This is a genomic window from Psychrobacter sp. Pi2-51 (assembly GCF_904846665.1).
Lineage (GTDB): Bacteria > Pseudomonadota > Gammaproteobacteria > Pseudomonadales > Moraxellaceae > Psychrobacter > Psychrobacter glaciei.
On the sequence record NZ_CAJHBP010000011.1, the window covers coordinates 71358 to 85192 of the forward strand.

The following is a 13835-nucleotide window of genomic DNA, read 5'->3' on the forward strand; positions in this document are numbered from 1 at the left end:
AAATACTTGCACTTGGTAAAAGGTAGCATAGAATCATGGCAAATATTTGACATAAAAAAGCCAACCATACAATTGGTAGTATGGTTGGCCTCTTTAGCAATTAATGGCATCAATGCTTGATAGTTGCACTGCATAAGCCTTTCACACTGGATAATGGCTACTGCTCAAAATGCCAAATCACTCTAGACCCAACTCTTCAATCATTTGCTCAACGATTTTGTATTTCTGAATTTTTCCAGTCACGGTCATCGGATATTCATTGACGAAGCGAAAGTAGGTCGGCACTTTATAATGAGCAATATGATCCTGACAGAACTGCTTTACCTCTTCTTCACTTAAGCTGTTCGGCTCTTTTGCAATAATCCACGCTGCAAGCACTTCACCGTACTTTTTATCAGGAACGCCAACGATTTGTACATCGCGAATCTTAGGATGACGATAGAGATAGTTCTCGATTTCTACGGGATAGATGTTTTCACCGCCACGAATAACCATATCTTTACTGCGCCCAACCACAGTTATATAGCCATCTTCGTCCATCACTGCCAAGTCACCAGTATGCATCCAGCCATCAGAGATTGCGTCGCGTGTCTTAAAGCGGCTGCCCCAGTAGCCTTTCATGACGGCATAGCCATAGGTCAGTAGCTCGCCCGTCTCGCCAATCGGGACGACTTCACCCGTTTCAGTATCAACGATTTTAACTTCAAGCGCTGGCAACACCATCCCGACGGTAGAGACTCTTTTTTCAAGTGGGGTTTGTGAGCTGGTCTGACAAGACGCTGGACTGGTTTCGGTCATACCGTACGCAATAGTGACTTCGCTCATGTGCATCTTATCCATGACACGGCGCATGACTTCTATCGGACAGCTAGAGCCACCCATGACGCCTGTGCGCAAGCTGGTCAAATCAAAACTATCAAAATCTGGATGATCAAGCTCCGCGATAAACATCGTCGGCACCCCAAGCAAGGCGGTGCATTTCTCCTCTTCGACCGTTTGCAATACGGTCAGCGGATCAAAACCATCATTAGGATAAACGGCGCAACCACCATGGGTTAAAATGGCTAAATTACCACCCACCATCCCAAAACAATGATAAAGCGGTAATGGAATACACAGCCTATCATCGCAGGTCAGCTTCATTCCTTCGCCAAGAAAATAGCCATTATTGAGGATATTACGATGGCTTAAAGTGGCACCTTTTGGCGTACCTGTCGTCCCACTGGTGAACTGCACACTGATAGAGTCTGTATTGTGCAGCTGGGCTTGGCGCTCCGCTACACGTGGATCGTTGGCATCGCCTTCTGCCATCCAAGCAGAGAACTTTTGCATAAAGTTAAAGTCTTCGTCAGAGTCTGGCTCATCAATCCAAATGATGCGTTCAATCGTTGGAATCTCGACCAAATCAAGCTGTTGGTAATTCTTATGATAAATTTCAGGACATAGCTCGCGAATCATTTGCGTATAGTTACTGGTTTTAAAATGACGCATCAACACCAATGCCGAGCAGCCCAATTTATTCAGCGCATATTGCAGCTCAAAAGTTCGATAAGCAGGATTGATATTGACAAGGATAACACCGACTTTTGCCGTGGCTAATTGCATCAACAGCCATTCAGTATTGTTATGCGACCAAATAGCGATACGATCGCCGATTTCAAGCCCCATCTCAATCATGGCACTCGCTAACTGATTGACCTTCTGCTGTAGCTCGCGATACGTCCAGCGGATATTTTGATGGCGAGAAACCAAGGCTTCACGCTCAGGGTATCTACTAACAATGGCATCGAAAAAATCACCGATGGTCGCCTCAATCAGTGGCACATCAATGCCTTTATCATGGCTTTGGGTAAGTGGCGCATTTGCAGAGCGTGCGCTTATCTCAACCTTGGGAACATTATTGAGAATACTGTCATTATTAGTACGGTCAAAGTCAGAAACTTGAATCATAACGAATCCTTTCGTTTTGCTGTTTAATATGTTTTATCAGAGCGGTAATAGACTACGAAGGCAAATGCCATATTCTTCCTTAAATACTCTTTGTCACCATAGACTATAATTGAATCACGCCCTAGCCAATATGTAGTCGAAATACCCCAAAAACGCTACGATACTGCTGATATCAATTTTTTGTCGCCTCTGTCTGCACAGGCACAGCAAGCAAGCAAGCAAGCAAGCAAAATTAATATCAGCAGTGTGTGATGTATCGATATTACTTTTTAATGACTATAGCGCCTTAAATGAAAGCCTGTCAATCATATAGATACAGTACGTATCGATTATGATTGAGATAAAAAATAATAAATATAAAAAAACCAGTGCTGCATAGGGATGGCAACACTGGCTATAGTTTGTAATGCTTTTACAGTTATGCTTTATCCTTTAGGCTTTAGGTATTACAGGCGCTTTGATCGTTACCGTTGCGCTGACTGCATCGTTATCATCAAGCAAATCCATAATCAGCTCATCGTCGCTTTCTGTTTTAATTTGCCAATTACCCGCTGCTTGCGGTACACCCGTCACCATCACAGAGATGGCTTTATTTTTTAAGCGAATCATTGGTGGCTTATGCTCATAACCGCTGTGTTCATGACCTAAGATATCATCAGCGATGGTAGCAGCCTGTGCGCGTAATGGAGCCACGTAACGACAAGGCACGCCATCGATAGACATGCAGTCACCAATCGCATAAATATTGGCTGTACTGGTACGCAATGTTGGCGCATCCACCACGATACCAGTGCGACGATTGAACTCGACGCCAGCAGCAGCAGGCAGCTTATCATCGACCGTCAGACCTGTACTAGCAATCACATGATCTACGATGAGCGGTTCAATTGGCTCAACAGTCGTACTGTCTGTCGCTGATGCTAGCGCCTCATAACTGACTTGTAGCTTTCCATCACTGATACGAGTAATAGCAGATACTTGATAACCCCCTAAAAAGTTAATCCCTTGCGACTTGACCGCTTGAGCGATACGAGCCGTCGCTTTTGGCGGTAGCATTTGTGATAGTGGTGCATCGTTTAAATCAATGAGTGTCACCTGATGACCAGCTTTGAGTAAGTCTTCGGCAATTTCTGTCCCAACCATACCCGCACCGACGATGGCAACGTGCTGGCTACCTGTTGCGAGCTTTTCTTGCAACTGTCCAAAGCGCTCAATATGATTGACGTGCCATACCAAATCCTCTGGCAAACTTTTTGGGAAAATAGGATGCGCACCCATCGCCAGTACTAACTTGCCATAACTGATCGTGGCATAATCCGTGTTGGCTGGATCTGAACGCTGTGCAGAGACTAACTGTAATTCTTGAGTTGTCGTATCAACATCCGTTACTTGCGTGTTAGCAAGTAGCTTAACATTTGCAGCCTCTGCCGCATCAACACCAGTGGCTCTGACCAAATCTGCCGCACTTTTCTTTTGGCTAATCGCCATGGTCAGCATTGGCTTGTGATAACGGTCGCCACTATCAGCTGTCACCAAAGTAATCGGAATGTCTTTGTCTTTCGCACGAATCGCATCGATGACATGCCAGCCTGCCAAACCTGCACCAATAATAACGATACCATTGTTTGATACTTCTGAGTTTTCAGCGCTCATATTAGCTCCAATATAAATAAGAGATTATTTTAGTTGTTAGAATATTGACCGCTATTGTATCAGTAAACAGCCATGCACTCATCTAGTCACTTATGTAACCAATCATATCGATATCACGATGAGATGCATCAAGCTATCACGCACAAAAAAAGCGCCTATTCATTATTAATAGACGCTTGATATTTCATAGAGCTACATAATAAGAGCTGTATAAATGGTTAGTGATTTAGAATCTTCGATAAGAACTGTTGCGCACGCTCACTTTTTGCACCTTCAAAAAACTCATCTTTACTACAGTTCTCAACGATATGACCTTCATCCATAAAGATAATACGATTGGCTACCTGACTGGCAAAGCCCATTTCATGCGTCACGCACATCATCGTCATACCATCACGAGTCAGCTCAACCATCACATCGAGCACTTCTTGAATCATCTCAGGATCGAGTGCTGAGGTTGGCTCATCGAACAACATCGCTATGGGATCCATCGCGAGCGCACGAGCAATTGCGACTCGCTGCTGTTGACCACCTGATAGTTCCGCAGGATATTTATTGGCTTGAACCGTTAGGCCGACGCGATCTAGATACGCCATCGCCTTTTTCTTGGCCTCGCTCTCTTTACGACCCAACACTTTGATTTGCGCGACCATTAAATTATCGATGATGGTTAAGTGAGGAAATAGCTCAAAATGCTGAAACACCATGCCGACGCGGCTACGTAGCTTCGGTAAGTTGGTTTTTGGATCACCGACAGAGATACCGTTGACCATGATATTGCCTTTTTGGAAAGGCTCTAGCCCATTCACGGTCTTGATCAAGGTGGACTTACCGCTACCCGATGGACCACAGACCACGACGACATCGCCTTTGTGGACATGAGCGGTACAGTCAGTCAGTACCTGAAAGTCGCCATACCACTTGCTAACGCTATCTATCTCAACGACCTTCTCACTGCTAGCATGACCACTATTTGTGACCAGTCCACCAAAGTCATTTATAAACGTTTTAGCATTATTCATCATTGGCTCCTAGCCTTATTCTTACTCTTGCCCAATTGCATTCAGTCAAAATATAGTCAATCCTCTATAAAAGAGTTACCGCGTTAACCTCGCTTGAAGTATTACATATACATCTGCACTCGGTTGCCTTGTCTCTCTTTTAAACTGAATCAACTATACATTGATAACAAATGCAGTTAAATTTTGAAAGCATTAGAGCCTATCAAGTGAGATCAGATAACCATGTTCAGATAACCATGCATTGATCGACTCTAACGCTTAACAGTCCTTTATTAAAACCTTAGTCTTTTCTGTACGCGTTGTACACCTACCGAAGCTGCCAAGCTTAGGACGAAATACACAGCCCCAGCGCCTAAGATGTAAGGCGTCAATAGTCCCATTAGCTCACCACGTACGTATGCCGCTCGGAAGAAATCAGTCAGACCAATAGCGAACACTAAAGTCGTATCTTGGAATAAGATAATACATTGCTGCAAAATCAATGGCAGCATTTTGCGAAAAGCTTGTGGCAAAATGACCAAACGCATCGTCTGCCCATAAGTCATACCTAACGCTTTAGCCGCATTAACCTGACCACTACCGATAGATTGAATACCAGCACGGACGACTTCTGAGAAGTAAGCCGCTTCGAACATCATAAAGGCGACAACACAAGAGGCAAAGGCCGCATCTAGTTGTAGATACTTACCCGCCACCCAAAAATAAATCATCGGTACGGCAAAGTAGAACCACAGTAGCACCAACAGTAACGGTACGGATCTAAAATAATTAACATACAGCTTAGCGGGAATCTCTAATGCTTTGATACCTGATAAGCGCATGAGCGCCAATACAGTACCTAAGCTGATACCACCGATAATAGCCAAAAACAGGACTTTTAGCGTGGTAATCATGCCACCCATTAAGCCTGGATACGCGGTCGCAAGTTCGGTCATCATACTCATTTCTGACTCCCTGCGATAAGCCCTGGTACTCGTAATTTACGCTCGATCAAACCCATAATAGCGATTAGCGAGAGATTAAAGACGAGATAAATAATCGTCGCATAAGTATAAATCTCGAGGCTATTCTGTGTGTATTCGCTGATGGTTTTGGTCTGACTGATGAGCTCCATGACACCAACTAGTGAGGCGACAGAGGCATTCTTAAAACAGTTGGTCAGCTCAGAGCTAAGCGGCGGTAAGATAATACGGAATGCTTGTGGTAGCAGTACTTGCTTGTAAGCTTGCGGAATGGTGAAGCCTAGTGCATACGCTGCGTTTATCTGTCCTTTTGGTAGCGACTCGATACCCGTACGTACTTGCTCGACAATACGAGCTGCGGTAAACAGTCCTAAACCAATACTGGCTGAGAGCATCGCGGATGTATTCGGCGATAAATCTCTAAACCACCACTCTTGTAGCGCTGGCGTCAACCAACCAGGTGCCACATAAAACCAAAAAAATAGCTGCACAAGCAGCGGAATATTACGAAAAAAGGTCACATAAGCGGTGCCAATGCGACGAGCTGTTTTGTTAGGTAAGGTACGCATGATACCGAAGATAGTACCGACGACCATCGCAATGGTCCAAGCAATACTACCAATCAGTAATAACCAGCCAAGACCAGTAATCATCCAGTGGATATACAGCTCGTTGCCAATACCCGTATGCTCAAAGAGCACACCCCAGTTCCAGCTATAATTCATGATTGTCTCTCCGAACAGCGATTGAAAAACTTACGTGTCAGATGAACGATGAGTCCGATCTGAACACGTAAGCAAGCTAGATTGAAGGACAAATACTACTGTGCAACTGCTACTTTAGGCTGATCGCTATCATGTGGATTGGCGATAAGTGCTTTTAGGTTGTCTGACATCTCAAAGTTTAAGTTGACGTTCTTTGGTGGAATTGGGTTTAGGAACCACTTGTCATAGATGCTATTGATTTCGCCTGAGCTAAAGGTTTTGTTCAGCGCGTCGTTTACGACTGTTTTGAATTCAGGATCGTCTTTACGCATCATACAACCATAAATCTCAAATGATTGCGGTGTACCAACGATAACCCATTCATCAGGATTTTTAGCTTTGGCTTTTTCGCCTGCTAGCAATACATCATCCATCATAAAGGCATCAGCACGGCCACTTTCTAACATCAAGAAACCTTCGCCATGATCTTTAGCAGAGATGATATCGGTATCCATCTTTTTCTCGTCGTTGTACTGACGAATATAACGCTCTGAAGTCGTACCAGCGGTAGTCACTAGGCGCTTACCTTTTAGGTCTTCAAAGTCTTTGATACCAGAGTCTGCTTTGGTCAATAGACGTGTACCAATCTCAAAGAAACCATTAGAGAAAGCCACTTGCTCTTGACGCTCGACATTATTGGTTGTTGAACCACACTCGAAGTCGACCGTGCCGTTTTGAACCAAAGGAATACGAGTTTGTGAGGTGATTAGGTTATAACGAACTTCTAGATCTGGCATGTTGAGTTTTTCTTTAATACCCTCAACCACTTTCATCTCTAGATCATGCGCATAGCCCATAGGTTGGTTAGGATCATCGGCAACATATGAAAAAGGAATAGAAGAGTCACGATAGCCGACCACGATAGTGCCAGAATCTTTAATTTTTTGTAGCGTACCGTTCATAGTCTCTGAAGTCGCTGCATCATCTGCTGGCGCGTCAGTGCTGGTTTGGCTGCTGTTATTACAGCCTGTTAGGCCCAATGCCATTAACACAGCTAAAGTCAACGGTTTGGAAAATGAGTAGGTCATGAAATACATCCTTTTATCACAAGATTAAATGAGTGCTTGGACGACATAGGTCTGGCTGACCTGACTGCCCCGCATCCGTACGGTTGTTGCTATTGTTTAACACAATGCAACTTAATGTTACTGTACAACAAATTCACGGTAGAGGGTGATTTTTTTTTGAGGGAAGTGTTATTTTGGAATCTATTTATTTTTTGGTTGAAACTCGATGGCTCACAGCTATTACACCACCACAGAGGTTCACAGATATCTGACGAACCTATAAGGGCACTTATCGATCACTATTACCCATAAGTGATAAAACAGTATGGTAACTATGATTGATAAATCAGCAGTAATCCCCATAAAGCTAACAACTTCTTAATACTATAAATGACTTATGACACAAGATACTCAAGTCCCAAATACGGACAGCCAAACTGCTGGCAATCATGGTGACAACGACGTACGCCAACGTTTTTTTATTGAAGATTCGCCTGTACGCGGTGATGTGGTACGCCTATCACGCAGCTATGCGAGCACGATTGCCCAAAAGCCCTACCCTGAAGCCATCAAACGCCTATTGGGCGAGATGTTGACGGCAGCGAGTTTGCTGATCAGTACGGTTAAAATAAACGGCCGCCTGTCTATTCAGTTGCAATCATCAGACAGCGATAGCTTGCTGAATTGGGCGATGGCAGAATGCGATCAAGACGGTATCATCCGTGCGCTTGCCAGCTGGAAGGGCGAGACTGATGAGCAAGTGCAAGCTTGGAATGATATGACCCATGCCAAAGAAGCGTTTGCTGAGCTGGGCGCGACTGGACAAGGCGTGTTGTTTATCAACATTCAGCCTGAAGGTGGTGAGCCGTACCAAGGTATCGTCGAGCGTAGCCATGATAATTTGGCAGACTGCTTGGCACATTATCAGAAGCAATCTGCACAGATTCCGACGTTGATTAACCTTGCATCTGACGGCTTGCAAGCGGGCGGTATATTGGTACAAATGCTACCGCGTACGGCTGAAGAAACGGTTGAAGTCGAGCAAAATGAAGATGCTGGTATTGATGATGATTTATGGACGCGTCTGTCTGTATTGACGCGCACGGTCAAGCCAGAAGAGCTGACGACGCTGGATGCCAACGAGATTCTTTATCGCTTGTATCACGAAGAAAACATCGTGGCACCCGACCCTGCTCCCCTAGCATTTGGTTGCACCTGCTCGCGCGAAAAATGCGAGATGGCAATCGAACAAATCGGCGAAGCAGAAGCGTTAGATATCGTCGAAGAGCAAAACGGTACGTTTGAGATGGATTGCGGATTTTGCGGTGAAGTCTATAAGTTCAATAAAGATGATGTAGCAGCGATATTCGCTGAGTAAGTTTTTCATCACTATGGATTAGCCTTTATAGAAACACTAAACCCCTCAAGTGTGATGCTTGAGGGGTTTTGTGTTTGAGAAGCCGTATATTTTATAACCTCAAATGCTGTAAAAATTTGAGGTTATAATCCTCTACACTGCCACATCTAAACTTCTAGGGTAAGAATATATGCGCGTTCTACCAGCATAGTCACTTCGTCCATTATCGAGCAACCATTCAACGACTTGCTCTCGCACCCGTCTACTATGAATTAAGTTCATATGATTGACACCATAAAATATTGCTTTGTGACCATCTGGTACAAATAGCGCATGCTCAGCATCATCCTCGCCCAGCGCTGATGCGACCGACACTAGACTGTCCCCTAGCAAATCTGTCACTTTAGACTCGTAATGCGTCTCGATCAAAGCACTGGCGACAAAATAGGTTTTGATACCACTTGGCAACCGTGCAGGGTGACGAAAGTCTTGCGGCAGCACATTACGACCTTCTAGAGAATTCCAGTCAGCATCACGAATACTACCATGACGCAGATCAATGATACCCGCACTACGCATATCACCGAGCTTGGCAAGCGAGCCTGCAAATGGCAGCTTGGCGATGATGTCTTGCACATAATTACCGATACGCTCCAGCACGGCGCCATGATGCGGTGAGCCTAGCGTGATGAGATTACCCACTCGTTTTATCCAATCTAGGCGCTCTTGCTCGCCATAAAACAGCGCGCTACGAGAGACCAAGCCGCCCATACTATGACCGATCAAATCTATCTGACTGATGTTTGGGTTATTGTCGACCAACTCTTGCAGCAATTGAGAGAACTTGCGACCACTGCGCGAGATACGTCGACCTGTATTGTAATCCAAATACAGAACCGTGGTATCAGGTTGACTGAGGCTAATGGCATCGCCTAGGCTGTTTTCCTCTTGTGCTTGCCAGCTTAGGTGACTCATACATAGACCATGGCACAAAATAGCGACACGCCCTGATAGCGTTTCGCGTTGTAGATTGCCGTCTCTGTCGTATAGCACCATCGGAACAGCAAGCGCATTGTCATTATTAACGAGGTGATCACCCATGACGCCATTGATGATATTGACCAATTTCTTTAAAGAATCCGGCAATGGTCGTGAGCTTTTTTGATCGATCGCCCTTTTATAGATGCGTAGCACTGATGCGAGATTATTACCAACCATCAGCATAATATGGCGTATCGTCCCATAGATGCGTCCAGTGATACCACGTTGCCAATTGTTAACATTGCCTTCGTTAAAACGCCCTAAAGGACGCAAAATAACCTCACGGTGGATGGCTTCTACGATGTCAGTGACTTCAACCACACCCATCGTCGCCAGTTGGGCTAAGCCCTCAAAAAAATCAGCCAGAGAGACAGGCTCACGCAGCGTCGTCACATTATTATCATCTGCCAACAATTTGACCAGCTCATCGACATCGATGGCTTCAAGTTGATCTATTTGCTCGTACAAATCACCGTGCAGCGGCGGCATGTTATCGTCTGAGACGAAATGCGCCTCAAGTTCATGACGGGTGCGGGCATTACTGTAAGCGCTATCAGGGATAACACTATCAGCATAAGATAAATTTGGACGATTCATAATATTGAAACATTCAGCAAAGGGGATAGTTTTACATACTATCCTTTAAATGAGACAAATAGAAGGGAAATGATTTGACTTTCGGGTACGTTTCTTAGCAAATAACTTAATAATTTTATAGAGATAGGCCTTAGATGATGTGATTGATCTCATAAAACAAAAAAATCCCAAGCCATTACTTGGGATTTTTTAGACTGATTAATTTTTTATAAATCTGCTATATAGTATTAATTGTTTATATAAATGACTCGGCCAGTATGACATCGCCATCCTCGCGCGTAATCATAACCGTAGCTGAGCGCGGCGTCTTGCCGCCAGCGATAGCACCCCATGTATTGCCAGGATGTTGAATATTAATAAATAACGTTTTGAAGTCTGGGGTCATGGTAATACCCGTCACTTCGCAGCCTTCGGGACCAACGAAAAAACGTTTGATATTATCATCACTAGCAAGCATGCCAACTGGCGTTTGTTGCCCAGCCGAAGTGGTGGTAAGCGCACCATCACTCACCTTGCCCGGTAGCGCCGCCAGTAACATGCAGTTCGTGGTATCAGTATAAGCACCATCATCGGTCTGAATCCACAACACGCCACGTGGGTCAAAGTATAAGCCGTCTGGCGAGGACAAATCATTGCTGGCATTTAACTGCGATAAATTCTCTGCGGACAAACCACTAGGCGCAGCAAACAGGTAAATATCCCATTCAAAGGTCGTTGCCGCATGATCGCCGCCCGCTTCTGCCCAGCGGATGATATGCCCATTGTCATTGCCACGCGCTTTGCCACCTGCTTCATAGCTGCGCGGATTGGACGCTGAAACGGGCTGGTCGTCACGCTCGCCGCGATATTTATTATTGGTCAAGGTCACATATACCTCGCCAGTCATAGGGCTAACTGACACCCATTCAGGTCGATCCATCTTGGTTGCACCTAGCGCGTCAGCAGCAGCACGGGCAAAGATTAAAACCTCATCCTGTCCATTGAAAGGCAAGTCGCGATTAGAAGCGTCCAGTCCATTTTGACCATGAATCAGTGCTTTCCATTCGCCTCGACCATTTTCATTAAAGGTCGCGACGTAGAGCGTGCCTTCATTCATATACTTGTCGCCAGATTTTAGACCGCCACCGATATCCGAATTTGACCATGTGGCTTTGGATACAAACTTATAAATATATTCACCGCGAGCATCATCACCCATATAAAAGACCACGGGCTTGCCTTGCTCAACAGGCGCATAGGCACAGTTTTCATGAGCAAAACGTCCCAGTGCGGTACGTTTTTGAGGTACAGATTTTGGGTCAAATGGGTCGATTTCTGTGATATAACCAAAGGTATTAAAACCATTTCGGTAATCATCGGCAGCGCTTGCCCCAACAGCGGTCATGTCCCAACGTGAGAATTCGTCAGGGATTTTGGCGTCTTTGGCCTCAGGTGTGTGCCACAGATACTCCCAACCCGGAAAATTCTCCATAGCCCCGTAGCGTTCGCGCCCGTAGTTGTACCCAGCGCTCAATTGACTGGCATCTTGTCCACGCGCAAATACGCCTAGGAAGTTCTCTTCGGTGGTCAGATACGTGCCCCAAGGCGACAATCCTGCACCGCAGTTATTATTGATGCCACGTGTCTGAAAGCCTGTCGGATCAAATTTGGTCTTGACCAAATCAGAACCAGCGACAGGACCAGCTAACTGCGCGGTCGTACTGCTAGTAATACGGCGATTGTATTTTGAATCAGCCACCATCTCATAGCCCGTACCGTCAGCACGTCTGCTCATCTCGACCACCGCAACGCCATGGCAATTGACCTCTCGGCGCACATCGCTAGCAAGGCGACGATTTTTAAATATTGGGGCGGCAGTATCATCTTGGGTCACATAGTAGCCAAACGGACTCAATTCGTTACTATTCACATATTCATGATTCATGACCAGCAGGCCATTGTCTGACGCTTTAGCATCATACGCGCCGCCTTTCTTACCAAAGAACCACATGCCATCATGGTTGTCACCCATGCGCCATTCGAACGACTCGGCAGACTGCTCACGATTGTCTTTCCACTCATCGATACCAGAAATCAGTGGTGTACCCAGTGGCAATATCATCTCCGCTTTGTAGCCTTCAGCGACGCTCATCGTTTCGGCAGTGGAGTGTGCCACTGCGGTAAACTTCAAAGCTTCCGGACGCTTGAGATCACCCTGTGCAGGAATAGCAGCACTGTTGCCTGCGCTATTATTGACAGTATTACCGTCATCGTCGTCACTACAGCCGACCAACGGTAACGCGCCAAAAAAAGCGGCTGCCGTCAATCCTGTGCCACCTTTTAAAATACTGCGGCGGTTCAAGCGGCGACTAATAATGGTTTGAAAGTCGATATTATCGCTAGGGTTAGAGTCCTCAACGACTTCGTGGGCAAGCAGTTGCTTATTATTCAATACTGTCATTATCAGTCACCTTGCTGTTAGGCTGGATTGGCGTAAAAAGGCTCGTTGCGGCTGTATTTTGTCCGCCACAACAATACGAATTACGCTTAAGTCTACTGAGCATTTATGACAGTACGTTGAAAGCTAGATGACAATTTGATGACAAACCTTTTAATGATAAAATTTTATGGCAACGGATAAAACAAAAAATCCCAAGCGTTAACTTGGGATTTTTGATACTTGATATTTGATAGTAATCTTAGCAAGCTTATTGCACTTGTGCCTGCCATTCATGCGCGTCCAATTTTAACATGAGCTTATCGCCTGCGTGCAATATACCAACGCCACTTGGCGTACCAGTCATAATCACATCACCTGCTTGTAAGCTAAACGCATGACTGATATTGGCCAATAATTCATAAACTGGAAACAACATCAAAGCGCTATCGCCGTCTTGCTTCAGCGTATCATTAATGGTCAACTGATAATGCACCTCAGTAAAATCACCGAACGCTTGCGGATCGAGCCAATCAGCGAGTACACAAGCACCGTCGAAACACTTGGCACGCTCCCATGGATGACCTTTTTCTTTTAGCTCAGTTTGCAAGTCACGCAAGGTCAAATCCAGTCCCAATGTCACACCGCCGATCGCTTGCTGTGCTTGCTCAATCGTCGCGGCTGATAGGTCTGCCGATAGCTGAACACATAGTTCCGCTTCATAATGCGTATCGCCAAATACTTCTGGATTTGGGCGGATAACGCCTTGACGAATAGAGACCACCGCAGAGGCTGGCTTCATAAATAGCATGGGCGCGGCTGGCACCTCATTGCCCAACTCATGGGCATGAGCGGCATAGTTACGACCAACGCAGACGACCTTTCCGATGGGCGCGCGTAAGCTCTGATTGGCATTCTCAGCGCTGTCATCATCATTGACACTTGCGGCAATGGCGTTGACTAAAGACATATGTGGTGATTGGCTCATAATAGGGCGGGTCCTCAATTCAAGTGATTGTATCTAAATGGGTTAAAAATGGCTAAATTCTGTCAAACATCGTCAAAT

The 13835-nt window shown here is 45.4% G+C and carries 10 protein-coding genes; 1 reads left to right on the forward strand and 9 read right to left on the reverse strand.

Annotated features, from left to right (window positions below; all coding sequences use genetic code 11):
- Nucleotides 1-177: 177 nt before the first annotated feature.
- The 6 genes from JMY08_RS07900 to JMY08_RS07925 form a co-directional block, all read right to left on the reverse strand.
- A complete protein-coding gene (locus JMY08_RS07900) occupies nucleotides 178-1950 on the reverse strand; it encodes an AMP-binding protein (protein WP_201592740.1) in 1773 nt (590 codons plus the stop codon).
- Nucleotides 1951-2382: 432 nt separating this feature from the next.
- Nucleotides 2383-3603 carry an FAD-dependent oxidoreductase gene (locus JMY08_RS07905; RefSeq protein WP_201592742.1) on the reverse strand — a complete coding sequence of 407 codons (1221 nt, stop codon included), beginning with the start codon at nucleotides 3601-3603 and terminating at the stop codon, nucleotides 2383-2385.
- 218 nt (nucleotides 3604-3821) lie between these two features.
- The gene (locus JMY08_RS07910; protein WP_227679632.1) at nucleotides 3822-4625 is read right to left on the reverse strand and encodes an amino acid ABC transporter ATP-binding protein; all 804 of its coding nucleotides are present in this window, start codon (nucleotides 4623-4625) and stop codon (nucleotides 3822-3824) included.
- A gap of 272 nt (nucleotides 4626-4897) precedes the next feature.
- Nucleotides 4898-5569: an ABC transporter permease subunit gene (locus JMY08_RS07915; RefSeq protein ID WP_194620797.1), complete on the reverse strand. Its 672-nt coding sequence runs from the start codon at nucleotides 5567-5569 to the stop codon at nucleotides 4898-4900.
- Nucleotides 5566-6312, reverse strand: a complete 747-nt coding sequence (locus JMY08_RS07920; protein ID WP_201592744.1) for an amino acid ABC transporter permease — start codon at nucleotides 6310-6312, stop codon at nucleotides 5566-5568. Before JMY08_RS07920 ends, JMY08_RS07915 begins: the two co-directional genes overlap by 4 nt.
- A 95-nt stretch (nucleotides 6313-6407) precedes the next feature.
- Nucleotides 6408-7379, reverse strand: a complete 972-nt coding sequence (locus JMY08_RS07925) for a glutamate/aspartate ABC transporter substrate-binding protein (RefSeq protein WP_194620796.1) — start codon at nucleotides 7377-7379, stop codon at nucleotides 6408-6410.
- A gap of 376 nt (nucleotides 7380-7755) precedes the next feature.
- Here JMY08_RS07925 and JMY08_RS07930 point away from each other — a divergent pair, with 376 nt between their 5' ends.
- The gene (locus tag JMY08_RS07930) at nucleotides 7756-8736 is read left to right on the forward strand and encodes an Hsp33 family molecular chaperone HslO (RefSeq protein WP_201592745.1); all 981 of its coding nucleotides are present in this window, start codon (nucleotides 7756-7758) and stop codon (nucleotides 8734-8736) included.
- A 132-nt stretch (nucleotides 8737-8868) separates the two neighbouring features.
- Here JMY08_RS07930 and JMY08_RS07935 read toward each other — a convergent pair whose 3' ends face one another.
- The 3 genes from JMY08_RS07935 to JMY08_RS07945 all read right to left on the reverse strand — a co-directional run bounded on the left by JMY08_RS07935 (nucleotide 8869) and on the right by JMY08_RS07945 (nucleotide 13757).
- Nucleotides 8869-10353 carry a hypothetical protein gene (locus JMY08_RS07935; protein WP_201592746.1) on the reverse strand — a complete coding sequence of 495 codons (1485 nt, stop codon included), beginning with the start codon at nucleotides 10351-10353 and terminating at the stop codon, nucleotides 8869-8871.
- A gap of 235 nt (nucleotides 10354-10588) precedes the next feature.
- Entirely contained in the window at nucleotides 10589-12793 is a 2205-nt protein-coding gene (locus JMY08_RS07940) for a PhoX family protein (RefSeq protein WP_201592747.1), read from the reverse strand.
- A gap of 247 nt (nucleotides 12794-13040) precedes the next feature.
- Nucleotides 13041-13757 carry a fumarylacetoacetate hydrolase family protein gene (locus JMY08_RS07945; RefSeq protein WP_227679633.1) on the reverse strand — a complete coding sequence of 239 codons (717 nt, stop codon included), beginning with the start codon at nucleotides 13755-13757 and terminating at the stop codon, nucleotides 13041-13043.
- Nucleotides 13758-13835: the final 78 nt, after the last annotated feature.